Origin of the sequence: Planomicrobium sp. CPCC 101110, from assembly GCF_007859395.1 — a bacterium.
Taxonomy (GTDB): Bacteria; Bacillota; Bacilli; order Bacillales_A; family Planococcaceae; genus Planococcus.
On the sequence record NZ_VOHD01000009.1, the window covers coordinates 232,413 to 256,691 of the forward strand.

Here is a 24,279-nt window from a genome sequence, read left to right on the forward strand (position 1 = left end):
GTTATTAAAACAATCCGATCGCTTCTCCATTGGCCCCGACATCCATTTTCAAAGCTGCCGGCTGTTTCGGCAAGCCCGGCATCGTCATGATATCGCCTGTCAAACATACCAAGAAGCCTGCGCCAAGTTTCGGCATAATTTCCCGGATTGTAATGGTGAATCCTTCAGGCCGGCCTAATAATTTAGGCTTGTCTGATAACGAATACTGCGTTTTTGCCATGCAGATCGGCAATGTATCCCAACCATATTTCTTAATATCAACCAATTGTTTTTGTGCTTTGTCGGAAAGAAGAACATCCGCTCCACCGTATACCTTCTGGACGATAGCACGCAGCTTTTCTTCAACAGAATCGGTTTCATCATAAAGAAACGCAAAGTTTGTCGGCCGCTCCAGCTCCGCTTTTACAAGTTTCGCTAATTCCACGCCGCCTTTTCCGCCCTGCTCCCATACATTTGTCAACGCGATTGCCACACCGTGGTCTTTCGCCCAATTCATGATTTCCGCAACTTCTTCCGCTGTGTCAGTGACAAAACGGTTCAATGCTACGACCGGCTCTATGCCAAACTGGCGGATGGTGTCAACGTGCTTCGCCAAATTGACCATTCCTCGCCGGACTGCTTCGCTGTTCGCTCCGCCAAGCTGGTTTTTATCAATTCCGCCATGCATTTTCAAAGCGCGGACTGTCGCAACAATCACAACTGCATCGGGATTGAAGCCGCCTTTTCTCGACTTGATGTGCATAAATTTCTCAGCACCCAAATCAGCGCCAAATCCCGCTTCGGTTACAACTACATCAGCCAGCTGACGCGCTGTATTCGTTGCCATCAAGGAATTGCAGCCATGCGCAATGTTTGCGAACGGCCCTCCATGGATAATGGCGGGTGTCCCTTCGATCGTTTGCACCAAATTCGGCTTGAACGCATCTTTCAGGAGCAGGGCAAGCGCCCCTTCAACTCCTAAATCACGTACAAGCACCGGTTCTTTATCATACGTATAGCCGATTACCATTTGGGCAAGGCGTTCTTTCAAATCCTCCAGCGAGCTGGCCAAACACAGGACTGCCATAATCTCAGAAGCTACAGTTATGTCAAATCCATCTTGCCTTGGAACGCCTTGTGCCGGCCCTCCAAGACCAATCGTTACTTGTCGAAGCGCCCGGTCATTCATATCCAAAGCGCGTTTCCATGTGATTCGACGCGGATCAAGATTCAATGGGTTTCCTTGGTGCAGCTGATTATCGATAAATGCGGCAAGCGCATTGTTGGCTGAAGTAATGGCATGGATGTCGCCAGTAAAATGAAGGTTAATGTCTTCCATCGGCAATACTTGTGCAAAACCGCCGCCGGTCGCGCCTCCCTTGACTCCCATGACAGGCCCCAGAGAAGGTTCGCGCAGCGCTACAATCACTGATTCACCGAGCTGATTGAACGCATCAGCCAGTCCTACCGTCACTGTCGACTTCCCTTCCCCGGCCGGCGTCGGGCTAATCGCCGTGACAAGCACCACTTTCCCTGTTTTTTCAGCTGCCGGCAATAGGTCCACATTAATCTTCGCTTTGTATTTTCCGTATAACTCGAGAGCTTCTTCCGAAATTCCTGCCCGTTTCCCAATGTCTTGTATCGGTAAAATTTTCGCATCTTTCGCTATCGACAAATCCGTAAACGCCATCAATCGCCCAACTTTCAGTTTTTCTTTTTATTATAACGTGTCGGCCGCCAAATGAAAGAAAAACCGCCCTTCGCGGATGCGAAAGGCGGTTATTTTGTGAACTTTATTTTTTCTTTTCGATGACGACTTTGTCTTTGTCGCTGTCTTTTTTATCGTCTGCCTTAAATTCTTCAGTTACATCTTCTACGATTCCTTTTGTGGAATCTTTGAATTCTTTCAAGGTTTGGCCGACTGCTCTTCCCAATTGCGGCAATTTAGCTGGTCCAAAAATGATCAAAGCGATAACAAGAATTAAGATTAAACCTGGTACACCGATATTTGGCATGGGTTTCCCTCCTGAGGATCCGTTTATTTTGCAAGCTCTTCGTACTGTTTTAATGTCCGCTTATATGTCCAACTTGATACGAAGATGCTAATTTCAAACAATATAAATAGCGGAATGATGATCAATATATCTGAAACAAAATCAGGCGGTGAGATGACAACGCCGACTACAACCAATACGAAATACGCGACTTTCCTCATTTTCCGCAATGTATATGGAGTAACAATGCCTAATTTCGTCAAAAACATAATGACGACCGGCATCTCGAACACAATACCCACCGGAATGATCAAGTTGAACATAAACGTAAAATACTGGTTCATCCCGTACGTTTCTGTTGCGCCAATGGACTGGTTAACGTCCGACATGAAATTCAGCATCAATGGAAACAAAATAAAATAGCTGAAACTCACACCTGCTATGAACAACAGGAAAGATATCGGGATAAAAAGGAAAGTCCCTTTTGCTTCCTGTTCCGATAAACCCGGTTTCACAAATAGCCAGATTTGATGCAAAGCAATCGGCAATGTAATCAACAAGGCCAATATCAACGCACATTTGAAGTAGATCAAGATTCCATCTGTAAACCCGAATACGTTCCATTCTACATTAACTGCTGTCGGCTGCGATTTGATGTACTGCAATGTTCTGGCAGCAGTTGCAAAACCGACTCCCAAGGAAATGATAAATGCTGCCGCAATAATGATAAGCCGTTTCCTTAGCTCCGCTAAGTGTTCGACAACTGTTTCTTCCTTATCCATCTCTTTAACCACCTACTTCATTAACTCGGGAAACATGTCAATTCCAATAGCGAAAAAAACCATCATCTTTCGTCAAAAGGCTTGTATCATGTGGAACACAATGAACAAATTTTTGATTGTTGCTCATTCCACTTGTAATTATACTCCTCATGCACAATTTGTAAATCATATAGACATTCCTATTATTAAATTGTGAAGAGCTAGTGAACAAAGAAGACAAAATCCTTCTGTAACGAACTGCAACAGCAATCAGCCAAGCTCTTGGCAAGCTCCTGCTGAAAAAAAGAGCTGTAAAGCATTTGAAAACAAGCAATCCTCTGTGCAATGGAGTTTCTTCTATATAACCTGTTTCCATCAAAAGAAGGCGAACTCTCTTAACTGGGCGAGAATTGCCTTTTTTACTGCGCATCAAGATTCAAGATAACTTATCAACGGCTTGTTTATCAGAATTTTCTTCAGATCGGGATTCCGGTGCGGCTTCGTCCACGATTTCTTTTGCCGAGTTTTTAAACTCCCTCAACGTTAAGCCGACCGACCTGCCGAGCTGCGGCAATTTCGCCGGTCCGAATATGATCAAAGCGATAATCAAAATCAAGATTAAGCCTGGCACACCGATATTTGGCATGACTTATTCCTCCTTGCAAGCAGTGGCCTTTTCTTCTTTTCCTGGTTTCCACTGGAAAAGAAGGATTGACGTTTGTTTCTATTTGTTATTATACTCGTGAGTAGTATTTTGTAAATCATATATTTTAGGTTATTATTCTAAAAGGCAGGTGAATAAAATGACGCAACATAGCAACGAGGAATTGAGATTGATCAATCAATTGCTCTTAGCCATATTCCTAGTAACAGATTTTGGCTACTTCTTGTTTTTGAACCATCCCGTCTTTCCATGGTTTGCCTTAGCAGGATCGGCTGTAGGATTGACTATTATCGTATATTGCTGGTCTGGCACAAAGTATTGGCTGTTCAACACCATATTACTGCTAAGCACAGTGGTTTTCTCAGTAGTGTACAACTTCAATGTTATCCTTTAGATTTCCGGTTTAAAAAGAAGGCCTTCATTTCCGATGAAGGCCTTCTTTTTATTCGACATCTTTCATAACCTATAGGTTATACGTTTTTATATAAATTGGTATTATATTTTTTATTGCTATCGGAGTATAATTTCGTTTTGTATGTATGCTAGTTAATGCTCAAATTTTATATATCTGCTTTACACTGTTTTTCTCAGCTTTTTAACAAATCTGGAGGTTTTACTTATGGAAGAAACAGAAAACAAAGAAATTACCAAAAAAGGGACAACTAGACGAACCTTTTTGAAAAATACAGGAATGACAGTAGGCGGGATTGTATTAGGAGGGGCCGTCGGCAGTTTGTTTGGCGTCAATGCTGAAACCACATCAAAGTCACCATCCCATTCCTCATCTCCCGCATTAACAGTGAATCCAGCGGAAGCTTTAATGTTCTTCACACCCGAACAATATCAATTGACCCAAGCGGCTGCCGAACGTATTTATCCGAAAGATGAAAACGGGCCTGGCGCCATGGAATTGAATGCGGCAATCTATATCGATCACCAATTGGCAGGTTCGTGGGGCATCAACGCCAAAGAATACATGTCCGGTCCATTTTACGAAGCGGAAGAAACTCAAGGAAGCCAAATCCGGATTTTGCGCAAAGACCTATTTTTGCTGGGGTTGAAAGCTTTGGATGCATATAGCACCAAAAAATTCGACACAAGATTTGTCGACTTGGAAGCTGAACAGCAGGATCAGATCTTAACAGACTTCAGTGAAGATAAAGCCCCTAAAATCTCTTCAGTCAGATCAAGCAATTTCTTTAATTTATTGCGCACACTGACAATCGAAGGGGTGTACGCTGATCCTTTATACGGCGGCAACAAAAACATGGAGGGCTGGGCAATGCGGAAATTCCCTGGTTCCCGGATGAGTTATACCCAGGAAATCCAAAAAAAAGAATTTGTAAAATTGGATCCACAAGGCCTTAACAGCCATATGGGTCATTGATGATAGGAAGGATTGAAAACTAATGGCAAAAAAATTACCTAAAGTTCCCGTTGTCATCGTCGGCATGGGTTGGGCCGGCGGAATCGTAGCATCTGAACTTACAAAAGCAGGAATCAACGTGGTTGGACTGGAGCGCGGAAAAGAGAGAAAAACCGCCGACTATGCCATGGGACATGACGAATTGCGTTATCAGCACCGCGAGGAGTTGATGCAGGATCTTTCAAAAGAGACAATTACTAGCCGAAACAATGAAAAAATGCGTGCTCTTCCAATGCGTGATTACGGTACGTTTATCGTCGGAGATGGCGTTGGCGGTGCCGGCAGCCACTGGAATGGCCAAACTTACCGCTTCCTCCCATACGATTTTGAAATCAAAACCAAAACAGTCGAACGATACGGAGCAGATAAAATCAGCAAGGATATGCCGCTTCAGGACTGGGGCATCACATATGATGAGATTGAACCGTATTATGATACATTCGAGAAAATGGCTGGGATTTCCGGAGAAACCGTCGAAGGGTTTGGCTATGGCCCCCGCCAAAACCCATATCCGACCGGTCCTATGTTGAAAACACCAATCATGAAAATGTTTGAAACCGCGGCTAAAAACCTTGGCTATTCACCATATGTCATCCCATCCGGCAATTTATCTGAATCCTACAAGAATCCAGATGGCATTTCACGCGGCGCCTGCCAATACTGCGCATATTGTGAAAACTTCGGATGTGAGTACGGAGCAAAAGCCGATCCCGCCGTTACGGTCATTCCGGTAGCGCAGCAAACAGGAAACCTGGATCTTCGCACCCACTCGAATGTCATTGAAATTTTAAACAATGGCTCCAAAGCGACTGGCGTCCTCTATGTAGATACGATTACCGGCGAAGAATTCGAGCAGCCGGCGGAAGTTGTCGTTATAGCAAGTTACGTATTCAACAATGTAAGACTGTTGTTGAACTCCGGTTTAGGCCGCCCTTATGATTCAGCCACTCAAACCGGGGTAATCGGCAAAAACTACTGCTATCAAGTAAGCTCAGCTTCATCGATGTTGTTCTTTGAAGATAAAGAATTCAACTTGTACGGTGGAGCCGGAGCGCTTGGCATCGAAATTCCTGATTATGTCGGAGACGCTTTTGACCATACCAATGAAAAGTTCCTTCATGGCGCCGGCATTCGCGTAACCCAATATGGCAACCGCCCGATTGCCAATAATGTGGTTCCAGGCGATACGCCAAAATGGGGGGCGGAATTCAAAAAAGCTTCTATTAAATATGCAAATAGCTATTTCCCGGTCAAATCTCAAGGGGCGAGCATGCCCTATCGCTACAATTACCTGGATTTGGATCCTGCTTATAAGGATGCTTACGGCAAGCCGTTATTGCGCATGACTTTCGATTATACAGAACAAGACAAAGAACTGGTCAAATTCATGGCCAAAAAGACCCGTGAAATTGCGGAGGAAATCGGAGCTGATATTATTCAGACCAATGACGTCCAAAATGATTTCAATGTCAACAAAGATACGAACACCCATAACACAGGAGGCGTTATTATGGGCGCAGATCCGGAAACGTCTGCAGTCAACACTTACCTTCAAATGTGGGATGCAGAAAATGTTTTTGTGGTGGGAGCATCTGCCTTCCCTCACAACAGCTCGTTCAATCCGACTGCTACGCTTGGCGCCCTTTCTTACCGGGCATCGGAAGGGATACAAGTGTTCCTGGAAAAAGGCGGCTCTCTTGTTTAATCAGTTATCAGATTTCTTTGCTGCAGGTTTATAGAACCTGCAGTTTTTTTATATTCCCCTGTTCCATCTAGAAAGCCTTTTGCTCGCTGCTGGTTTACTTGTTTGCGAAACCCGGCTCATATCGACTACAATAGGAGAATTGGTTCTATGTTTCGAAAGGGGTAGCCCGCATGGATTTGTTGCAATTAAAGTATTTTCAAGAGGTGGCAAAGCATCAGCACTTAACGAAAGCCGCACAGGAATTGAATGTTTCACAACCCGCTTTAAGCAAAATGATTTCTAAACTGGAACAGCGCTTGGGCTATCAGTTGTTTGATCGCACCGGACGCCAAATCAGGTTGAATAAACTAGGGAAAGCCTATTTGAAAATAGTAGAGAATGTCTTTTTGGAGCTGCAAAAAGGGGAAAAAGAACTTGCGTTTTTAACCGAAAAACAAAACGAGCTCATCTCAGTAGCGGTAACCATTCCAACGATTCTGCCCCAATTGCTGGGGGGATTTCTGGAACATCGCCCCAAAGCACGATTCCGCCAGTACCAAGCTTTCGCCGACCGGATGAAGACGCAGCTTGAGACAGGAGAAATCGATGTCGGCATCTCGACTTTCCCTATCGAAGGAGACAATATCGAATGGTATCCCATCATAGAAGAAGAAGTTCTGCTGGCGGTTCCATTGTCCCATCCATTAGCTGAGCGAAAAAGCATCTACTTGCATGAAGTGGAGAATGATCCATTCATTGTCATGCCTCCCGGCTACGGATTCCGGCAGATGACGGAAAACTTTTGTGCTGAAGCAGGCTTTTATCCGGATTTTGCTTTTGAGGGAGACGAAACCGGGGTCACTTATGAACTCGTAGAAAAAGGGCTGGGCATCGCCTTTAGCCCTTCAATGATCAGAAGCCAGCGCCTCTCTTCTTTGAAGCTGGCCGAACTCAGTATTATTGAACCTAAATGCACGCGTTCCGTCGGATTAATATGGCATAAAGAACGGACCCAAACCAAAACTGCACAAGAATTCATTGCATATACCATCAACTTTTTAGAAAAAGCGAAAAACAGCTTAGAGAAACATTGAATGGCCTCAAGGATTTCCCCGTCAAACCCCATTGTCTTCCGCAAGGGTAAGTTCGGGGAAATCCTTTTCAATTACTTCGAACATATCGTTTTCTGCCAAGTATTCGAACAGCTCTTCTTCTCCAGCTTTGAAGAATTTACGAAAATCTTCGGGGTTGTGGAATTCAACGATATACTTTTTTCTTCTATTTTTCGCAATCACATAAACATCCATATCATGATACTTTCTCACGGTGTGCAAATTTTGGTTTTCAATGATTGATGCGGCATCCATTTTATCCAAATGTGTATAGAGGAAAGCCTCTGAACGTTTTTGCTCCGCTGAGATAAAACTCATTTTCTCATGATGCTTATTGATAAAGCGCTCTGTCAACTGTTGATGGAAAGAGATAGTTCCCCATTCCACTTTGTCCCTGTGTTTTTCAATAAATCTTTCTGATAACACCTGTACCCGGGTAATTTCGTGCCAATCCACCTGGTGCTGATGCCGATCAATCAATTGCATGGGCAATCGCTGGAACTTTGATAGGCAACTCCATGACAGCTTTTCTTGGTGACGTTCCATAAATGCAGGCGACAACCCTTTGCCATTGGCCAATTGATTTTTCATCGAGATAATTGTCCAATATTCATGCTCGTCAAATGGCGTTCCTTCCTTTTCGTATAAGGTTTTCTGGCGCCTGCTCCAATTTTCATCATCCGTTTGCCATTTTTCAGCTGCAGCAAACTCTTCGATAAACCCTTCCGAAACTTTCTGATGCCGCATAACTTCTTTCCAATACAAGCGGCCGCTAAAGTCCCGGATAAACGGTTCAGGCAGCACCTGAAATTCAGAAACCAACCTCCAGTTTATTTGGTCACTATTTTCCCTCAAAAAGCTTTCTGACAGTTCTTCATCTTTACAGATAGCATTCCACGATACGGAACGCTTGTCTCTATACCCTTTCTCTTCAAGCAATTCCGCCAAAGAATCAATCATAATTCACACTCTCTTTTCCAATAGATGTCATTGCTTTTTTATTCCCTCTATAAAAACGATAAAACGGATAATTTTTTCGTTTGCCCAAAAAGTTTCGTTTTCTTGCTTTTTCATTCCTGAAATGTTGATATATCAATTCTTAGATGTATACTTCGAGTAGAGGTGATGGAATGATAAAAAAGCAAAAAACGGCCTGGGTCCCAGTTGTTTATTGGAAAGCCATCACGGAAAACGATAGAGCATTTGATGACCAATTTTTCTATGGTGTGCAAACAACCGGTATTTTTTGCCGCCCTTCCTGCAAATCCCGCTTGCCCAACAAAGAAAACGTCCGTATTTTCAAAAATGCCTTTATCGCGCTTGAACAAGGTTACCGTCCTTGCAAACGGTGCAAACCAGATGGATTGAAGCTGCCGGCGGAAGAATGGAGCCAGCACATCAAGGAATGGCTGGATACCCATTATACTGAAAACGTTACGCTTGATATACTTGCAGACATTTTTCATGGCAGCCCTTATCATTTACAGCGGTCGTTCAAGAAATCGACAGGGCTGTCGCCTTTGTCCTATCTTCAACAAAAGCGCTTGGAAAAAGCCGCACAAGATCTTTTAGCGACCAATCGTCCTGTCGCTGATATCGGGGAAAGCGTCGGCTTTGCGAACCCCTCTTACTTTATTACACTTTTCAAAAAGAAAGCCGGCCAAACACCGGCCCAATTCCGAAAAGGAGTGAACTATAGTGAACCCAAACGAACAAACGATTGAGTGGACAGTTCTGAAACACGGTCAATGGGAGCTATATGTGGCGAAAACAAATAAAGGACTCTGTTATATCGGATCGCCAGGCAGCTCTTTTGATGAGTTCAAGGTGTATTTTTCCAAACGCTATCCTGATTTCACCCTTGCCGAGAACCCTGAAGCGCTGACGCCTTACGTCCAAGAACTGGTGAATTATTTCAGCGGTACTAAACAGGCTTTCTCATTGCCCATCGATGTTAAAGGGACGCCTTTCCAGGAAGAGATTTGGCGGGCTTTGCAGACAATCCCTTATGGGGAAACAGTTTCCTATTCGGAAATTGCTGCACTCATCAACCGTCCTTCGGCTGCCCGGGCAGTCGGAAGTGCCATAGGGGCCAATCCGCTCCTGATCCTGGTGCCTTGCCATCGGGTGATCGGAAAAAACGGAGCCATCACCGGCTATCGGGGAGGCATGGACCTTAAGCGGTTCCTGCTGGATTTAGAGCTTCAAAAAACATGAAAGAAAACCCGCCAAAGCTTGGGTGTTCCATGCTTTGGCGGGTTTTTCTTTATGTTGTTTTACTTGTGATCCGCTAGAATGCCATTCAGGATAAAATCAGTATACATATCTGCCAATTCAGCTGCCGAAAGGGCGCCTTCCGGATTGAACCATTGGTAGCTCCAGTTGGTGACTCCGAGAATCGCGAAGGTGATCATCTTTGGATGCAAGCTATTGCGGAATTCACCGGCTTCAATGCCCTCTTCAATCACCTGTTCAATGTTCTCCCGGAATTCGCCGCGCTTCGCCCGTATCGTCGCCGCATTTTCATCCGATAAATGGCGGATTTCCCGATAATATACCCGGCCAATCGCTCCTTGGGTTTCAATGTCATGAATAAGCAATTCCACGACTTTTACAAGTTTTCCCCGGTTTGTCGGTTCGGTTTCCAGCACCGTCTTTTGTCTTCCCAGCAAATCATCGATATAGCGGAGATGTATATCCATAAGCAGGGCTTCTTTGCTTTTAAAATGATAATAGAAAGAGCCTTTGGTCACGCCTAGCGCGTCAACGATGTCTTGGACGGATGTCGCACTAAACCCCTTTTCCACAAACAGGTCGGTGCTTTGCTTCATCAATTCCGCTTTCATGGAGAGCCACTGCCTTTCTCTTTTTCTTGACGGCCTTTTTTGTCCATTATACCCTTTCCGATCTCGCCATTCTTCGCCAGAACAGCAAAAAGAACATGCCAAGCTCCAAGAAATAATACACCAATAGTGCAGCCGGCATGCACAACCATTGAACAATTCCTCTTTTCCGGACCCAAACCAAAATAACGACAGCGTCCCCTATTCTTCTTGGATTCAGTCCATACCTCTTTTTAACGCCCTTCAATCAGTTGTTTCGACTGTATAGAAAAAGAAGGCCGCTATTATAAGCCGCCTTCTCCATTTCACACAACCGCTGACGTGTTTGATACTTTTTCATAGACATAGGCACCGTTTTCAATGCGGCTCAATTTGACTGCATCTCCGATCGCTACGTCTTCTTGAATGCGTGCTGTAACTTTCGCATTCGCTTCATCCAAATCGACCAGCACGACATTATAAGGTGCAATGTCCGCAAATTCCGCGGGAGCGATATGGATTTTCGTGTAGCTGTATACCGTCCCGTTACCGGATACTTCTTTTTCCTCATGCTTGCTTTCTCTGCATGTTGGACAGGCGTGTTTTTTTGTAATGGAATCTGTGCCGCAGCATGAATAGATTTTCATATCCCTTACACCCTCTCTAAAATATGAACAGTTGAATACGATCCTGTTCCACCTAGATTTTGCGCAAGCGCCAAACGCGGATTGTCCGCCACTTGGTTGGCTGCATTGCCGCGCAGCTGACGCACCAATTGATAGAGTTGCGCGATGCCGGTGGCTCCGATTGGATGGCCGCGCGATAACAGCCCGCCGCTTGTATTGACCGGCTTATCTCCCGTCACTTTTGTGCGGCCTTCCTCAACTGCTTTCCATCCTTCCAAACGGTTAAAGAAACCGAGTTCTTCTGTGGCGATGATTTCGGTCATCGAGAAACAGTCGTGTATTTCAATAACATCAATATCTTCCGGCCCTACCCCTGCTTTTTCATACGCTAAGCGTCCTGATTCGCCAATTGCCGGAATCGACAGCAAGTCCACCGCGTCCTGCATTTGCGTTGGTCCCGAAACTTGCGCGGAAGAACGGACATGGATCGGTGACTTTTTACGGGAAATGACGATGGCCGCAGCTCCATCGGTCATCGGTGAACAATCGAACAGGCCAAGCGGATCCGTGATCATACGAGCCGCCAAAATCTCCTCCAGACTCGTCGGCTTTGGAAATTGCGCCAACGGATTCCGAACGCCATTCTCCCGGTTTTTCAATGCCACGCGAGCCAAATGCTCTTTCGAAGCCCCTGTTTCATAAAAGTACCGGTTCGCCAGCACTCCAAAAAAACCAGGGAATGTCAGCCCCGCGTGTTTTTCTGTAGAAGTTGTATCCATTGCGGAATTGATCGCTTGAGTAACATCCGGCGTAGAAGCGTGTTTCATTTTTTCCACTCCGGCAACTAGGACGGTTTCATATTCCCCGCTTAAGACCGCCAGTATCCCTTGGCGAAAAGCGATTCCGCCTGAAGCACAGGCGCCTTCCACTTTTGTGGATGGGATATAGCCAAGACCAAGATCATTTGCAATAAGTGCCCCTAGAATTTCCTGGTTGGAAATGCTGCCCCCCATGAAGTTCCCAACAAATACCGCGTCAATTTTCGGCCGCCCCGCATCATTCAACGCTTCTGTGCTGGCTTCCAGCAATAATTCCTTCAGAGAAGAATCCAACTTCCCAAACTTCGTCATCCCAATACCGTGGACGTATACATTCGTCATTTGCTCACCTCCACATGCTGCTGTTTCATTTCACGCTTCAAGATTTTGCCGTAGGAACTCTTCGGCAGCTCTTCTACAATAGAAATTTCTTTCGGCTTTTTGAAGCTGGCCAGATTTTCCTTGCATAACCCGATGAGCTGCTCTACAGTCACTTCTTCTTTTCCGTTCGGCACGACAAAAGCGATCACATTTTCGCCCCATTTGTCGTCAGGCACACCGATGACACAGGTTTCTTTGACGCCTTTGTGCAGATTCAGCACTTCTTCCACTTCACGAGGGTAGATGTTGACGCCGCCGGAAATGATGACATCTTTTTTCCGGTCAACAATATGCACATACCCCTGTTCATCCCGCCAGCCTAAATCTCCTGTATGTAGCCAACCGTCTTGCAGCGTTTCGCTGGTCGCTTTTTCGTTATTCCAATAGCCTTTCATCACAAGCGAACCTTTTGCAATGATTTCGCCGACTTGGCCATGAGCCACTTCTTTATTTTCATCGTCCACTATTTTCACATCAACAAACATGCCGATTCTTCCGCACGAATCCAGGCGATGGGAGATTTCATTTCGCGGCATCATTGTGATGCACATCGGCGCTTCCACTTGCCCGTAGGTCTCCACAAAAATATTGCCGGCCTTCTCAATTGCTTCCTGCAGCTTGCTTGCCGCAATCGGTGATCCCGCCATATTAATCGATCTAACAGTAGCCAATTTGGAAGCATCAAATCCCGGGTGCTGAATCATCAGATTGACCATCGTCGGGACTAGGAATAAAACGGACACTTTGTCTTCTGCCAAATGATCCAAAAACTCTTCCGGCTCGAATTTGCTGTAGACAACTTGCGTCAATCCGTACAGCCAGGAAACATGGCTTAAGAAGTTGGAACCGTGGGTTAACGGCGCAACATGGCCGACAATGTCTTCATAACCCACTTCACATACTTGAGCTAGCGACAAGGCGCCAGCAATCATATTCCGATGCGACAGCATAACCCCTTTTGGATTTCCTGTAGTTCCAGAAGTGTACATGATCGCAAACAAATCGTCTTCGCCCACAGCTTCAAGAAACGCTTGCCCCTTGAATTGCTCAATTGCCGCTTCATATGGCTGGCCAATGTAAAGCACTGGCACATCCATTTCCACTGCATCGATCAATAATTGGTCACCAATCAAAATGCTTAGTCCGGCATCGTCAACCATGTATTGGTGCTCTTTCGGATGAAGGCGGTAGTTAAGAGGAACTTTAACCATTCCAGCTAATGCCACAGCGATATCCAACTCGATATGCTCCAGGCGGTTTGACATCAATACGCCAATGCGGTCGCCCTTTTGGAACCCTAGATCCTTGAAGTAAGCTGTTAGTGCTTTAGCGCGTCCGATAAATTCTTTATACGTGAATGAACGCCTTTCATCTTTTACAGCCATCTTTTCCGGATAAGCATCTGCTGACTTTAACGCTAATTGCCCTAAAGTTTCCATTTACTCTTCACTCCTTTTTGTAAACTGGAAAACAGGCAGCCCCCAATGAGGATCTTTCCCTCTCTGCATTTCAACTTCGTCCAAAGGGAAGATGATATATTCAATGGTAACTGCTACAGGATTCTCACCCGGCAGAAAATGGCCGCCATTAATCTGGCGGTCGCAATCAATCATCATGCCATGAAAATGGACATCCAGTTTTCCGTCTTCACCATAGCCCACAAAGCCCGTTCCAGACAGCAGTTCCACAGCTGAAGCGGATTTTATCTTTTCTGAATATCTTACTGTGCCTTCAATATCGCCCCGCTCCATTTGAACGAACGTCGCATATTTCAATGATCCAAAACACTGGAAATGAGCCGCTTCTATATTGAAATGGCTGCATATTTCTTTGATTCCCCCAAACAAGTCAACATCCTTCATCAAACGTCCGACAATTCGGTGAGATCGCCCATCATATACCGCTTGGATGCGAGCGGGATCTAACATTCCCTCTTCCTGTCCAGCAAATTGGTGAGTGGCTTCATCATACGCCGTCTGAATTCGAATGTTATCCAATACTAACCCCTCCGTCGACCTTCAGAATCTGGGAAGTTGTATAGCTGGCTTCTTTCGATGCAAAATAAAGAACGGCATTTGCTATATCACTCGGCTCTCCCATTCGGTCGATGACCTGATTGCTTGTATCGTACGGAACCCCTGCAGTAATTGCCGTCGCTGTCGCTCCAGGCGCCACAGAATTGCATGTGATGCCGTACTTGCCGACTTCTTTTGCCACCCATTTGGTTAAAGCAATGACGCCGCCTTTTGATGCCGCATATGCCGGGCCTGAACGCCCATTTTTCTCATCGCCCCCGGATACCACACCGCCGTTTATCCCTGAAACGGAACTGATATTAACAATGCGGCCATATCCCGCCTCTTTCATATGCGGAAAAATGACAGCTTGTATAAAAAGGAAAGTTGCCTTCAAATTGGTATCCAAATCCCGCTCCCACATATCAAGCGTCATGTCTTCAAGATCCAAACGGCTGCAAGTTCCGGCGTTATTTACTAAAACATGGACTTCTTCAAATTTCTCAATTGTCCGGTTTACCACGGCCTTCACAAAATCGGGATCGCGGATATCCCCTAAACACTCCAAATGATCCGCTCCGCCCAAAAGTTCAATTGTTTTTTCACACGAATTCAAATCCACCAGGACCACTTTCGCGCCTTCCCGCGCAAATTGAACAGACACTTCCTGCCCGATGCCACTTGCCGCTCCTGTTACAATTGCCACTTCATTTTGCATTCTCATATATCTTCAGCTCCCTATTTCACATTTAATAGATCCGGCAAGAAGGTTGATAATGCCGGGATGTAAGTAACCAGCATCAAGACAACGATTGCGGCGATTACAAAAGGAACAACTCCTCTTGAAATTTCCACGATGTTTGTTTTCGAGATTCCTGCCGCTACGTATAAATTCAAGCCAACTGGCGGCGTGAACAATCCGATTGCTAAGTTTACTGTCATAATGACACCGAATACGGTCGGATCCACTTCAAGGAAAATAATGAGTGGCAGTAGAATAGGCACGAAAATGTAATAAGCTGAAATTGCATCGATAAATGCGCCCGCAATCAACAGCAGTACATTGATCAACAGCAAGATCAAGATCGGATTGCTCGTCAACCCCATTATGCTATCCGAAAGATCCCGTGCAATTTGTTCGGTTGTAATAATATAAGCAAACACGGATGCCGCGCTGACTATGATCATCACCACAGCTGTCTGAATCGCCGCTTCCACAAAAATTTTGTAGATTTTCTGAAAAGTATCTTTGCGGTTTACTGCAATACCGACGAGCAGACCGTAAACAACCGCTACCACGGCAGCTTCTGTCGGCGTAAAAAACCCACCATAAATTCCACCTAAAATAATTACCGGAATCATCAGTCCGGGGAGGGCTCCAACAAAAGCGTCCCATTGCTCTTTCTTAGTCGCTTTACGGATTTCCAAGCCTTCCGGAAGGATGAATTCCCCCTTTTTCTCTTGTCTTGCACGAACAATCATTGCCGCGATGATAAAGGCGATCCCCATAAGAATCCCTGGAACCACGCCGGCAGCAAATAGCCGGTTGATCGTAACCGGAATTTGATCGCCTGCCACAACCGCAAAAACGATGAACGCGATGCTTGGCGGAATGACGATTCCAATTGCCCCGGAACTTGCCACCAAAGCGCCTGCTGTTTCTTTTTTGTAGCCATTCTTGACCATCGACGGAATAAGAATCCCTCCGATTGCGGCCACTGTTGCTGGGCCTGACCCTGAAATCGCCGCGAAGAAAATCGCAACAATTACCGTTACAAGAACAATTCCGCTTTTGCGGTGCCCGACTAGTGCTTGAGCAAAATCAATAAGGCGCTTGGAAATCCCCACCTGCTCCATAATGACGCCCGCCAGGATGAAAAAAGGAATCGCCAGCAATGTAAATTTCGCTACACTTGTATACATAATATCTGTGACCATTTCCAGTCCGAAAACGCCGCTCGAGACTACAAGAACCACAAGCGATGCAACGCCCAGTGCAATGGCAATCGGCACCCGCAAAAATACTAGGGCAAAGAATGTTCCAAACAAGGACACAGCCGTCATGCTAGCCCATCTCCTTCCAATGCAGAACGTTTCAGTATCTTCTGCTTTTCTTCACGGGCAGTTTGATTTACCAGCTTGATTTCCTCCACACAAACCTGGACAGTGCGGATGACGCATAATAAGGCGCCGATTGGCAGCGCCATAGACAGTGCCCATTGCGGCCAGCCTAGAGCAGGTGTTTTTTGCCCCATATCCATCTGGAACATAACCATTTGAAGCCCATACCACAGCAAAACACCAAACAAAGTCAGCCCCATCAATGCAGAAAAGATGATTAAAGCTTTTTTCAATCCGTTGTTCATATGATCGAATATTAAAGTAAAGCCGAGGTGTGCATATCTGCGCACACCTGCAGCCGTTCCCACAAACGTCAGGAGAACAAATAAGTTGATGGTGATTTCTTCAGTAAAAGAAAGAGACAAACTCGCTATATTCCGGGAAACGATATTGGCGAACGTTATGATTGTCATAATCAGGAAAGCAACAAACAAAATGACTTCTTCGATGTAAGTTAAAACTTTCATTAAGAACAACCTCCTTATTCACCTTGGAAAGCTTTTAGCAAATCCGCACCCCAAATATCTGTATACTTATCGTAGATTGGCTGCGAAGCTTCTTTGAATTGAGCAAGTTCTTCTGCAGTTGGCGTATAAAGCTGCATACCAGCCGCTTCTAAATCAGCAATTTGCTTTTCTTCTTTCTCACGCGCGATTTTCACTTGGTACTCCGCCGCTTCTTTTCCTAGACGGTCAAACAATTCTTTGTCTTCATCACTCATTGATTCGTATAGTTCCTTGTTCATGCCCAGCACTAGAGGGTCATATGAATAGTTCCACATTGTCATGTATTTTTGAACTTCCTGCAGTTTAGAAGAAGAGATAACGTCAACCGGGTTTTCTTGTCCATCAATCGTCCCTTGCTGCAAGGCTGTAAATACTTCTGAGAACGTCATAGTTTGTGGATCTGCCCCCAGCTCCCGGTAAAGGTCTGTGTACATCGTTATACCAGGGATACGGATTTTCAAACCAGCCAAATCTTCAGGCGTTTTCACTTCCAGTTTATTGTTCGTCAGCTGCCGGAAACCGTTCTGGCCAAACCCTAAAGCATGGACGCCTTTTTCATCGAGGATGTCTTTTAGCATTTCTCCGCCTTCGCCATTGAATACCGGATCCACTTCTTCAACACCTTCGAACAAGAAAGGTGCGCTTGCCACCCCAAAGCGATCATCCAAAACCGAGTAGATAATAGTTGAGTTGAAAGTCAAATCGATCGAACCTTTTGCCAAGCTTTCAACCGCTTTTGCAGAATCGCCGCCCGATAGTTGCTCATTGGCAAAAAGTTCAATATTGATGCGGCCGTCCGATTCTTCAGCGATATCTTTCTTCAACTTCTCAGCCGCTTCATACCAAGTAGATGAATCGGATACTGTTACTGACATTTTCAAATCATATTCTTTGTCTTCGGCATTTGCGCCGCTTTCTGTCTGAGAACCACATGCCCCTAAAATTAATGCTGCCGATAACCCTACCGCCGCTAAATTGAATTTTTTCTTCAACATTCGATCCACCCCTAATTTTGGTTTTTTTGAATTGCGTCATATAAAAAGTCGACAATATGGACAGCTTGCATTTCCCCCTGTAATCCTTCTCGCTGAATTCCCACCTGCATTTGCATCAAACATCCTGGATTGGATGTCACCACCTTTGATGGGCGCAGCTCCTGCACTCCTTTCATTTTCTGTTCCAAGATTTTTTTTGCCATTTCCGGTTGAAGCAAATTGTAAATTCCAGCTGACCCGCAACAACTGCCGGCATCGATTAATTCTTTATATTCATAGCCCGGTGCGTCCTGCAAAAGCGACCGGGGCTCTAAAAACACTTTGTTGACATTGCGTAAATGACAGGAATCTTGATAAGTGACAATTGCGTTCTCTTCGGACTTCAAAGCTTTTAGCCGCGCATTCATGCCAAGCTTCACGAAGATGGATGAAATATCGAGCATCTTTTCAGAAAATCGGGCCGCTTTTTCTGCATAATGCGGATCGTGTTTCAAATGCTTTTCGTATTCGCTTAAAAAAGCCCCACAGCCGCCGGCATTATTGACAATGTAATCAAAATTGTCAGAGTCGAAGGCATCTATGTTTGCCCGGGCGTTTCTTAGGCCCTTATCCATTTCTCCACTATGGCCATGCAAAGCGCCGCAGCATTGCTGCTCTTTCGGAACGACCACTTCCACCCCTAGCCATTCAAGCAGTTCGATGGTCTTGCGGTTCGTTTCCTGAAACAGTGTATCCATCAGGCAGCCGGTGAAGAAAGCCACTCTTGTCGTTGCCGGTTTCAAGGAAGGAGATTTCTTTTTCTTGGTCTCGACTTTAGGCAATACACCTTCCATTTCTTTCATGAATGGCGGAAACAGGCTCAAAAACCCAATTTTCCGGGTTGCTGCCTGCAAACCCGATCGCTGATAAAACTGCACGAGCTTTACGGTTGCCGCCATTTTCTTTTGATCTGCAAAAACTCCATCAAAGCTGGCTTTCCGGATAACTTTTTCCATCAAGTCTTTCGGTTTTGCTTGTTGAATGGCTACCCGGGTTTCCTCAATCAGCACCCCGTATTGAACTCCCGCTGGACAAGCCGGCTCACACGCCCGGCAGCCAAGACACATATCAAAAGCGTCTTCGACCGAGCCGTCCCATACTACATCTCCATCGCGCATCGCTTTCATAAGAGCGATGCGCCCCCGAGGGGAATGTGTTTCGTCCTGATTTGTCGCCAGATAAGTCGGACAAGCCGGCAAACAGAAACCGCATCTCATGCAATCCATCAAATATTCTTCGTTGACATGTTCTTTGAAAGATTCCTGCATGTGCTGTTGTAATTCACTAACCATTGTGAATCACCAGCCTCATTTTTGTTTCTTTCGCAAACAGCTTTCCTGGGTTCATGATATTAAGAGGATCAATCGAACTTTTGATTGCCTTCATAAGGTCGATGCCGCTTGTTCCAAGCTTCCATTCCAAGTAAGGGGCTTTCATCTCCCCTACGCCATGTTCTCCAGTAATCGTCCCGCCAAGTTCAAGAGCGACATGGAAAATTTCAGCCAGCGCTTGTTCAACGCGTTCCATTTCTTCTTTATCCCGTACATCCGTTAAGCAAGTGGGATGTAAATTGCCATCTCCCGCATGTCCAAAAGTGGTGATTTGGACATTGTGCTTTTCGGCTATATCCTGGATGGCCCTGACCATTTTTGCGATTTCAGAACGCGGAACCGTTGCATCTTCCAAGATGGTAGTAGGCCGCTTTCGGGCGAGTGCAGAAAGCGCTGCCCGCCTGCCTGTTTTCAGGATCTCTGCTTCTTCGTTTGAAGAAGCCATGCTTGTGGAGGTAGCCCCTTCTTTTTTTGCGATGGCGATCATCGTCTGTATGTCCCGCTCAACTTGTTCGGCATTGCCATCTTGTTCCATCAAGAGCATGGCCTCTGCATCCCGGGGCAATCCGATTTTCATAAAATCTTCAACAGCGCCGATTGTTCCTTTGTCCATAAATTCCAAGGTCACTGGTATGATCTTATGGGCGATAATTGAAGAAACGGTTCTAGCCGCATCTTCGAGTGAGTTGAAATATGCTATGCCTGTTTTTTTCGAGATGGGCAACGGAATCAGCTTTAATGTGATTTCCGTAATAATGCCGAGCGTCCCTTCCGCTCCCACAAGCAAGGACATCAAATCATACCCAGCCACATCTTTCGCCAGCTTGCCGCCCAACTTCAATACTTCACCATTCGGGAGCACGACGGTAAGCGCTTTCACATAATCTTTTGTGACGCCGTATTTCAATCCCCTCAACCCTCCGGAGTTCTCACTTACATTCCCGCCGATTGTGGAAATTTTCATAGAGCTGGGATCTGGCGGATAAAACAGATTATGCCTTTCAACAAAGTTGCTCAAATCTTGGGTAATGACCCCTGGCTGAACGGTAACTGTCAGATTTTCTTCGTCCAATTCCAGGATTTTATTCATATTGTTGAACAAAAGTACAATGCCGCCTTGCGTAGGCACAGTCCCCGCAGCTAGATTGGTTCCAGAACCCCGGGAAACTATCGGTATTCTTTCACTGGCGCAAATTTTAACGATTTGCTTGATTTCTTCCGTGCTTTTGGGAGAAAGAACCATATCGGGTTTTGCTTGAAAATTTGCTGTTGCATCATAGGAATAGGCCAACAATTGGGCTTGGGAATGTTTTATATTGGATTCACCTACTATTGAGGTGAACGGTTTTGCCAGTTTTGCATCCACGGCTTCTACCTCTCTTTCGTGTTAACGCTTTCATTTATATTAATATTCAAACTCTTCTGAAACTATGTGTGCACAAAACAAAGTTTTTCAGTATTCGTTCTTATTTTTTGTATAAAAACACAAAAAAAACACTCTAATACTAGAGTGTCATTTCTTCCTATATAAGCGCAATGCTGTGTAAATAACAGCTATATCTTCACTATTAGTGAGTTTTAATCCTAAAATCGATTCGATTTTGCTTAGTCTGTAATTTAATGTGTTTTTATGGATATGCAGTTCATCCGCCACTTCTTGAAGCGATGTCTTTTTTTGGATCCATACTTCCAGATTATGCAACAGCTCTTCTTCTTCAAGGAGCGGCGCGATTGTCCGCCTCAGATATTCTTCCTGCACTTTTTGTGGAATAGAATAATACAGCAATTCCAGTTTCAAATCTTCTTCAAAGACCATTCGGCTTTGGCGCCTCGAAATAGCAACTGCCATTTCAGCCTGCTTGAAGGATTCCTTCATGTTGTAAAAACCGGCGGCTTTGCCAACGCCGATCGGCAGCTTTCTTTTTGTCTTCTTTTGCAGTTTTGCAGAAATGCTAAGTAACCCTTCGCATAATCGCTCTTTTGGGATGTTCGGCAAAATCAGCACAAGCTTTTCCAATCCCCATCGGACAATTTTCAAATCAGGATGAACCGTTTGGATCCGCAACAGATTTTCAACATCTGCGATTTCCAGCTGCCGATCTGTTTGAATCACGGCCACTCGCTCATAAAGCGAACTGTCGATGTTCAATACCTTTGCCCGATCTTCAATAGCTTCGTCAGTCGACTCGGTTGTGATCAAATCAAAAAAGAAGAACTCGATTTCCCGGATATCCCGCTCTTTTTCTTGGCGCGACATAAAGTCAGTGATAAATAGCTCTGCAACTTTTCTAACCAATTTTGCGTACTTTTCCACTTCAGCCGGCTTCCCTGTAATCCCTATAACGCCAATTGGCGTATTGGCAATAATAATCGGCATTACGATGCCTGGCCTGACTCCCCTTAATTTTTCGCACATCTCTTTTGTCATGTTGATTTCGACTTGGTTTTTCATCGAGAGGGAAGCCCCTTCATGGAAGGTATTCAACCGCACCGGATCCGTACTCGCTATCACAAACCCATTTTTATCTGTCACTAATACGTTCTTGTCAATCAAGGAAGAAAGTTCTTCCACAATTCGTGTTCCGAGTATTTGAAAGTCGAACATCACACCACCCCCATAATTCACTATAAACTATCCGCTGGCCTATTTTTATAACTTTTTGTGACAGCAGCAAAAATAGTTGAATCGCCTTCCTCCTCCTTGAAGGAAATCCGAAAATAAAATATCCCTCTTGTTTTCTAATTAATAGAATCAAGAAGGACGGAGCTTGCTGGAGTTTTATTTGTTCTTTTTGACAATTGCTACCGTACAGCGGGAAACGCAGATCAAATTTTCTTCTTCGTCTATAATTCTGATATCCCATACCATTGTTGTCCTTCCTTTATGCAAAGGGACACCGATGGCTGTCACAAGACCACTGCTCTTTCCCCGTACATGGTTAGCATTGATCTCAAGGCCGACAGCCAGCTCATTCTCCTGGTCAATCAGATTCCATGTTCCGATGCTTGCTACAGACTCCGCCAGCACAACAGACGCTCCGCCGTGAAGCTGGCCGAATGGCTGATGGGTGGCAGCATGAACAGGCATCGTCGCCATCACCCGGTCCGCCTGCACTTCCACAAACTCAATACCCAATACACCTGCAATCGTTTCTTCCACTGGCTTCATGTTCATTTCCAGTTTCACCGCCTCCTAATGGGTCTATCAGATTTCCTATTGCAAGTTTCCGCATGAACTCTAAGATTCGCCGCCGCTTGTTTCCGCAGACAGTTCCCGAAGCAGGAACTTTTGAATTTTCCCGCTGGCATTGCGCGGCAACTCGTCAACGAACCGGTATTTTCTCGGGCGTTTATAGCCAGCCAACTTGTTGTTGCCTTTGCAGAACTCCTCCAGTTCCTTTTCTGTCAGATCCGGGGTTTTCGATACAACAAATGCTAATACGCTTTCTCCCCACTTCGCATCTGGAAAGCCCAACACCGCCACGTCGTCGACTGCAGGATGCTCATGCAGTATATCTTCCACTTCACGCGGGTAGATATTTTCTCCGCCGCTGATAATCATGTCGTCCACCCGGTCCGCCACATATAAATAGCCTTCTTCATCCAGGTAGCCGAGATCGCTTGAATGGTACCATCCTTTATACATGGCTTTCTCGGTGGCTTCAGCGCGGTTGAAATATCCTTCCATCATGCACGGCCCTTTGACGATAATCTCCCCGACTTCTCCCGGCTTCACCAAATCGTCCGGCTCGGAAGGTCCGGCTTCGTTCGGACGGACAATGCGGATTTCATGATTGTAAGCCGCTTTGCCTGCAGAACCCGCTTTTGTCAGCTGTTCATCCTCAGCCAGGAATGTAATGGCTGGGCCCATCTCCGTTTGCCCGTATGCTTGGATCAAATCAACGCCAAGCACTTCTTTTACCTCCTTCACCAGGACCGGGGCCATCGGGGCGGCTCCGTACAATCCGCGCTGCAAAGACTTCGCTTTCTCTCCTGCACTTTCTTGCTGCGCCATCATGCTCCACATCGTCGGCACTGCGAACATGACTGTCACTTTTTCTTTTTGGATTGCATCCAGGGCGGCTGCAGGATTGAATTGGTGCATGATGACACTGGATGCGCCGGAATGGACTCTTGGAATGATGCAGCAATGCAGTTCTGCACAATGGAACATTGGGGCGATGACAAGCCCGACATCATCTTTGCTGTATTTGATCACCGCAGTACAGATAAGGCTTTGTTCAGCCATATCCCTGTGCCGGTGAATGACGCCTTTCGGCCGTCCTGTAGTTCCGCTAGTATACATGATGGCATATGTATCCATCTCATTCACTTCTGCTTCTGCCAGTTCCGCATTGGAGCTAGCCACTTGTTCATGATAACTTTTCGCATATTGGGGTATGTCGCCATCGATAGCCCAAAATTGGACGGCTGAAAATTGATCATGGATGGCAGAAATGGGATCGCCCAGCAGCTCTTCAAACACCACAACTTTCGGGTCAGCATCCCTTAAAATGTACGCCACTTCTTCTGATTTCAGCCGAAAATTGATCGGATTGAAAATAGCGCCGATTTTTGCGCATGCAAACAAGGTAGTTGCCAACTCCTCAGTATTGAACAGAAACGTCGATACCCGATCCCCTTTTTCAACGCCTGCTGCAACCAAAGCGTTCGCTGTACGGTGCACTATGTCTTTCCACTCCCGATAGGTCAAGCGTTGGTTTTTCCTTAAATCCACTAATGCTTCTTTCTCCGGAAATTTGCTCACTGTCTGATCAAAAATGCTCCCCAGTGTTGCGTACATATTCTCGACCTCCCAAATAATGAATGAACATTCACCCTATTTCCGTATATTATAAAGTCAGATTAAATAAAACATTTAAAAAACTTTAAAAATAATTATATAGTCCTGTTTTAATAGTAATCTTTAATATCTTTTAGTCATTTGGTGAAAAAGGAAATTATACGGAATTCCTTTCGTTCCAAGATATCAAAGATGAAATAA

The 24,279-nt window shown here is 45.3% G+C and carries 26 protein-coding genes; 6 read left to right on the plus strand and 20 right to left on the minus strand.

Annotation, left to right across the window (positions count from 1 at the left end):
- Nucleotides 1–4: 4 nt before the first annotated feature.
- The 4 genes from FQV30_RS15155 to tatA (FQV30_RS15170) form a co-directional block, all read right to left on the minus strand.
- The gene (locus tag FQV30_RS15155) at nucleotides 5–1,669 is read right to left on the minus strand and encodes a formate--tetrahydrofolate ligase (protein ID WP_146500989.1); all 1,665 of its coding nucleotides are present in this window, start codon (nucleotides 1,667–1,669) and stop codon (nucleotides 5–7) included.
- Nucleotides 1,670–1,772: 103 nt separating this feature from the next.
- On the minus strand, nucleotides 1,773–1,994 hold the full coding sequence (tatA, locus tag FQV30_RS15160) for a twin-arginine translocase TatA/TatE family subunit (RefSeq protein ID WP_146500990.1): 222 nt from the start codon (nucleotides 1,992–1,994) through the stop codon (nucleotides 1,773–1,775).
- Between the two features lie 23 nt (nucleotides 1,995–2,017).
- Complete coding sequence (tatC, locus tag FQV30_RS15165) at nucleotides 2,018–2,755, minus strand: twin-arginine translocase subunit TatC (protein WP_146500991.1); 738 nt, start codon at nucleotides 2,753–2,755, stop codon at nucleotides 2,018–2,020.
- A gap of 415 nt (nucleotides 2,756–3,170) precedes the next feature.
- Nucleotides 3,171–3,380, minus strand: coding sequence for a twin-arginine translocase TatA/TatE family subunit (gene tatA / locus FQV30_RS15170; protein ID WP_146500992.1), 210 nt, complete (start codon nucleotides 3,378–3,380; stop codon nucleotides 3,171–3,173).
- Nucleotides 3,381–3,537: 157 nt separating this feature from the next.
- On the opposite strand from tatA (FQV30_RS15170), the gene FQV30_RS15175 reads away from it, so the two are divergent.
- From FQV30_RS15175 to FQV30_RS15190, 4 genes are all read left to right on the plus strand, one after another.
- Nucleotides 3,538–3,792: a hypothetical protein gene (locus FQV30_RS15175; RefSeq protein WP_146500993.1), complete on the plus strand. Its 255-nt coding sequence runs from the start codon at nucleotides 3,538–3,540 to the stop codon at nucleotides 3,790–3,792.
- Nucleotides 3,793–4,017: 225 nt separating this feature from the next.
- The gene (locus FQV30_RS15180; RefSeq protein WP_146500994.1) at nucleotides 4,018–4,785 is read left to right on the plus strand and encodes a gluconate 2-dehydrogenase subunit 3 family protein; all 768 of its coding nucleotides are present in this window, start codon (nucleotides 4,018–4,020) and stop codon (nucleotides 4,783–4,785) included.
- Between the two features lie 22 nt (nucleotides 4,786–4,807).
- Complete coding sequence (locus FQV30_RS15185) at nucleotides 4,808–6,529, plus strand: GMC family oxidoreductase (protein WP_146500995.1); 1,722 nt, start codon at nucleotides 4,808–4,810, stop codon at nucleotides 6,527–6,529.
- Between the two features lie 170 nt (nucleotides 6,530–6,699).
- Nucleotides 6,700–7,602: a LysR family transcriptional regulator gene (locus tag FQV30_RS15190; protein WP_146500996.1), complete on the plus strand. Its 903-nt coding sequence runs from the start codon at nucleotides 6,700–6,702 to the stop codon at nucleotides 7,600–7,602.
- A 21-nt stretch (nucleotides 7,603–7,623) separates the two neighbouring features.
- On the opposite strand, the gene FQV30_RS15195 is transcribed toward FQV30_RS15190, so the two are convergent.
- The gene (locus FQV30_RS15195) at nucleotides 7,624–8,580 is read right to left on the minus strand and encodes a hypothetical protein (RefSeq protein WP_146500997.1); all 957 of its coding nucleotides are present in this window, start codon (nucleotides 8,578–8,580) and stop codon (nucleotides 7,624–7,626) included.
- A gap of 170 nt (nucleotides 8,581–8,750) precedes the next feature.
- Here FQV30_RS15195 and FQV30_RS15200 point away from each other — a divergent pair, with 170 nt between their 5' ends.
- Nucleotides 8,751–9,344, plus strand: a complete 594-nt coding sequence (locus FQV30_RS15200) for a bifunctional transcriptional activator/DNA repair enzyme AdaA (RefSeq protein WP_146500998.1) — start codon at nucleotides 8,751–8,753, stop codon at nucleotides 9,342–9,344.
- On the plus strand, nucleotides 9,316–9,837 hold the full coding sequence (locus tag FQV30_RS15205; RefSeq protein WP_146500999.1) for a methylated-DNA--[protein]-cysteine S-methyltransferase: 522 nt from the start codon (nucleotides 9,316–9,318) through the stop codon (nucleotides 9,835–9,837). Before FQV30_RS15200 ends, FQV30_RS15205 begins: the two co-directional genes overlap by 29 nt.
- A gap of 59 nt (nucleotides 9,838–9,896) precedes the next feature.
- On the opposite strand, the gene FQV30_RS15210 is transcribed toward FQV30_RS15205, so the two are convergent.
- The 15 genes from FQV30_RS15210 to FQV30_RS15275 all read right to left on the minus strand — a co-directional run bounded on the left by FQV30_RS15210 (nucleotide 9,897) and on the right by FQV30_RS15275 (nucleotide 24,078).
- Nucleotides 9,897–10,466 (minus strand): TetR/AcrR family transcriptional regulator, encoded by a 570-nt coding sequence (locus FQV30_RS15210; RefSeq protein ID WP_146501000.1) that lies wholly within the window; start codon nucleotides 10,464–10,466, stop codon nucleotides 9,897–9,899.
- Nucleotides 10,463–10,615, minus strand: a complete 153-nt coding sequence (locus FQV30_RS18030) for a hypothetical protein (RefSeq protein WP_186725679.1) — start codon at nucleotides 10,613–10,615, stop codon at nucleotides 10,463–10,465. Before FQV30_RS18030 ends, FQV30_RS15210 begins: the two co-directional genes overlap by 4 nt.
- Before the next feature lie 153 nt (nucleotides 10,616–10,768).
- A complete protein-coding gene (locus tag FQV30_RS15215) occupies nucleotides 10,769–11,089 on the minus strand; it encodes a Zn-ribbon domain-containing OB-fold protein (RefSeq protein WP_146501001.1) in 321 nt (106 codons plus the stop codon).
- Nucleotides 11,090–11,094: 5 nt separating this feature from the next.
- Nucleotides 11,095–12,228: a thiolase C-terminal domain-containing protein gene (locus FQV30_RS15220; RefSeq protein ID WP_146501002.1), complete on the minus strand. Its 1,134-nt coding sequence runs from the start codon at nucleotides 12,226–12,228 to the stop codon at nucleotides 11,095–11,097.
- Nucleotides 12,225–13,706, minus strand: a complete 1,482-nt coding sequence (locus FQV30_RS15225; protein ID WP_146501003.1) for a class I adenylate-forming enzyme family protein — start codon at nucleotides 13,704–13,706, stop codon at nucleotides 12,225–12,227. The genes FQV30_RS15220 and FQV30_RS15225 overlap by 4 nt, the downstream gene beginning before the upstream one ends.
- Nucleotides 13,707–14,264, minus strand: coding sequence for a PPC domain-containing DNA-binding protein (locus tag FQV30_RS15230; protein ID WP_255473488.1), 558 nt, complete (start codon nucleotides 14,262–14,264; stop codon nucleotides 13,707–13,709). It abuts the gene before it with no gap.
- Nucleotides 14,257–15,006, minus strand: a complete 750-nt coding sequence (locus FQV30_RS15235; protein WP_146501004.1) for an SDR family NAD(P)-dependent oxidoreductase — start codon at nucleotides 15,004–15,006, stop codon at nucleotides 14,257–14,259. The genes FQV30_RS15230 and FQV30_RS15235 overlap by 8 nt, the downstream gene beginning before the upstream one ends.
- Before the next feature lie 14 nt (nucleotides 15,007–15,020).
- Nucleotides 15,021–16,346, minus strand: coding sequence for a TRAP transporter large permease (locus FQV30_RS15240; protein WP_146501005.1), 1,326 nt, complete (start codon nucleotides 16,344–16,346; stop codon nucleotides 15,021–15,023).
- Nucleotides 16,343–16,870, minus strand: a complete 528-nt coding sequence (locus FQV30_RS15245; protein ID WP_146501006.1) for a TRAP transporter small permease — start codon at nucleotides 16,868–16,870, stop codon at nucleotides 16,343–16,345. The genes FQV30_RS15240 and FQV30_RS15245 overlap by 4 nt, the downstream gene beginning before the upstream one ends.
- 14 nt (nucleotides 16,871–16,884) lie before the next feature.
- The gene (locus tag FQV30_RS15250) at nucleotides 16,885–17,904 is read right to left on the minus strand and encodes a DctP family TRAP transporter solute-binding subunit (RefSeq protein ID WP_146501007.1); all 1,020 of its coding nucleotides are present in this window, start codon (nucleotides 17,902–17,904) and stop codon (nucleotides 16,885–16,887) included.
- Nucleotides 17,905–17,915: 11 nt separating this feature from the next.
- On the minus strand, nucleotides 17,916–19,235 hold the full coding sequence (locus tag FQV30_RS15255; protein WP_146501008.1) for a (Fe-S)-binding protein: 1,320 nt from the start codon (nucleotides 19,233–19,235) through the stop codon (nucleotides 17,916–17,918).
- Entirely contained in the window at nucleotides 19,228–20,640 is a 1,413-nt protein-coding gene (locus FQV30_RS15260) for an FAD-binding oxidoreductase (RefSeq protein ID WP_146501009.1), read from the minus strand. Before FQV30_RS15260 ends, FQV30_RS15255 begins: the two co-directional genes overlap by 8 nt.
- Before the next feature lie 147 nt (nucleotides 20,641–20,787).
- A complete protein-coding gene (locus FQV30_RS15265; RefSeq protein ID WP_146501010.1) occupies nucleotides 20,788–21,879 on the minus strand; it encodes a CdaR family transcriptional regulator in 1,092 nt (363 codons plus the stop codon).
- A gap of 174 nt (nucleotides 21,880–22,053) precedes the next feature.
- Nucleotides 22,054–22,449, minus strand: coding sequence for a hotdog fold thioesterase (locus tag FQV30_RS15270; RefSeq protein ID WP_146501011.1), 396 nt, complete (start codon nucleotides 22,447–22,449; stop codon nucleotides 22,054–22,056).
- A gap of 63 nt (nucleotides 22,450–22,512) precedes the next feature.
- Nucleotides 22,513–24,078 carry a fatty acid--CoA ligase gene (locus tag FQV30_RS15275; RefSeq protein ID WP_146501012.1) on the minus strand — a complete coding sequence of 522 codons (1,566 nt, stop codon included), beginning with the start codon at nucleotides 24,076–24,078 and terminating at the stop codon, nucleotides 22,513–22,515.
- Nucleotides 24,079–24,279 lie beyond the last annotated feature (201 nt).

Bases quoted from the DNA above. Each gene is read 5' to 3' on its own strand.
- FQV30_RS15245 (WP_146501006.1), bottom strand. From the start codon at position 16,870: ATGAAAGTTTTAACTTACATCGAAGAAGTCATTTTGTTTGTTGCTTTC.
- FQV30_RS15210 (WP_146501000.1), bottom strand. From the start codon at position 10,466: ATGAAAGCGGAATTGATGAAGCAAAGCACCGACCTGTTTGTGGAAAAG.
- FQV30_RS15220 (WP_146501002.1), bottom strand. From the start codon at position 12,228: ATGACGAATGTATACGTCCACGGTATTGGGATGACGAAGTTTGGGAAG.
- FQV30_RS15190 (WP_146500996.1), top strand. From the start codon at position 6,700: ATGGATTTGTTGCAATTAAAGTATTTTCAAGAGGTGGCAAAGCATCAG.
- FQV30_RS15215 (WP_146501001.1), bottom strand. From the start codon at position 11,089: ATGAAAATCTATTCATGCTGCGGCACAGATTCCATTACAAAAAAACAC.
- FQV30_RS15255 (WP_146501008.1), bottom strand. From the start codon at position 19,235: ATGGTTAGTGAATTACAACAGCACATGCAGGAATCTTTCAAAGAACAT.
- tatA (WP_146500992.1), bottom strand. From the start codon at position 3,380: ATGCCAAATATCGGTGTGCCAGGCTTAATCTTGATTTTGATTATCGCT.
- FQV30_RS15270 (WP_146501011.1), bottom strand. From the start codon at position 22,449: ATGAACATGAAGCCAGTGGAAGAAACGATTGCAGGTGTATTGGGTATT.
- FQV30_RS15275 (WP_146501012.1), bottom strand. From the start codon at position 24,078: ATGTACGCAACACTGGGGAGCATTTTTGATCAGACAGTGAGCAAATTT.
- FQV30_RS15240 (WP_146501005.1), bottom strand. From the start codon at position 16,346: ATGACGGCTGTGTCCTTGTTTGGAACATTCTTTGCCCTAGTATTTTTG.
- FQV30_RS15265 (WP_146501010.1), bottom strand. From the start codon at position 21,879: ATGTTCGACTTTCAAATACTCGGAACACGAATTGTGGAAGAACTTTCT.
- tatA (WP_146500990.1), bottom strand. From the start codon at position 1,994: ATGCCAAATATCGGTGTACCAGGTTTAATCTTAATTCTTGTTATCGCT.
- FQV30_RS18030 (WP_186725679.1), bottom strand. From the start codon at position 10,615: ATGGTTGTGCATGCCGGCTGCACTATTGGTGTATTATTTCTTGGAGCT.
- FQV30_RS15185 (WP_146500995.1), top strand. From the start codon at position 4,808: ATGGCAAAAAAATTACCTAAAGTTCCCGTTGTCATCGTCGGCATGGGT.
- tatC (WP_146500991.1), bottom strand. From the start codon at position 2,755: ATGGATAAGGAAGAAACAGTTGTCGAACACTTAGCGGAGCTAAGGAAA.
- FQV30_RS15155 (WP_146500989.1), bottom strand. From the start codon at position 1,669: ATGGCGTTTACGGATTTGTCGATAGCGAAAGATGCGAAAATTTTACCG.
- FQV30_RS15180 (WP_146500994.1), top strand. From the start codon at position 4,018: ATGGAAGAAACAGAAAACAAAGAAATTACCAAAAAAGGGACAACTAGA.
- FQV30_RS15235 (WP_146501004.1), bottom strand. From the start codon at position 15,006: ATGAGAATGCAAAATGAAGTGGCAATTGTAACAGGAGCGGCAAGTGGC.
- FQV30_RS15175 (WP_146500993.1), top strand. From the start codon at position 3,538: ATGACGCAACATAGCAACGAGGAATTGAGATTGATCAATCAATTGCTC.
- FQV30_RS15200 (WP_146500998.1), top strand. From the start codon at position 8,751: ATGATAAAAAAGCAAAAAACGGCCTGGGTCCCAGTTGTTTATTGGAAA.
- FQV30_RS15225 (WP_146501003.1), bottom strand. From the start codon at position 13,706: ATGGAAACTTTAGGGCAATTAGCGTTAAAGTCAGCAGATGCTTATCCG.
- FQV30_RS15250 (WP_146501007.1), bottom strand. From the start codon at position 17,904: ATGTTGAAGAAAAAATTCAATTTAGCGGCGGTAGGGTTATCGGCAGCA.
- FQV30_RS15195 (WP_146500997.1), bottom strand. From the start codon at position 8,580: ATGATTGATTCTTTGGCGGAATTGCTTGAAGAGAAAGGGTATAGAGAC.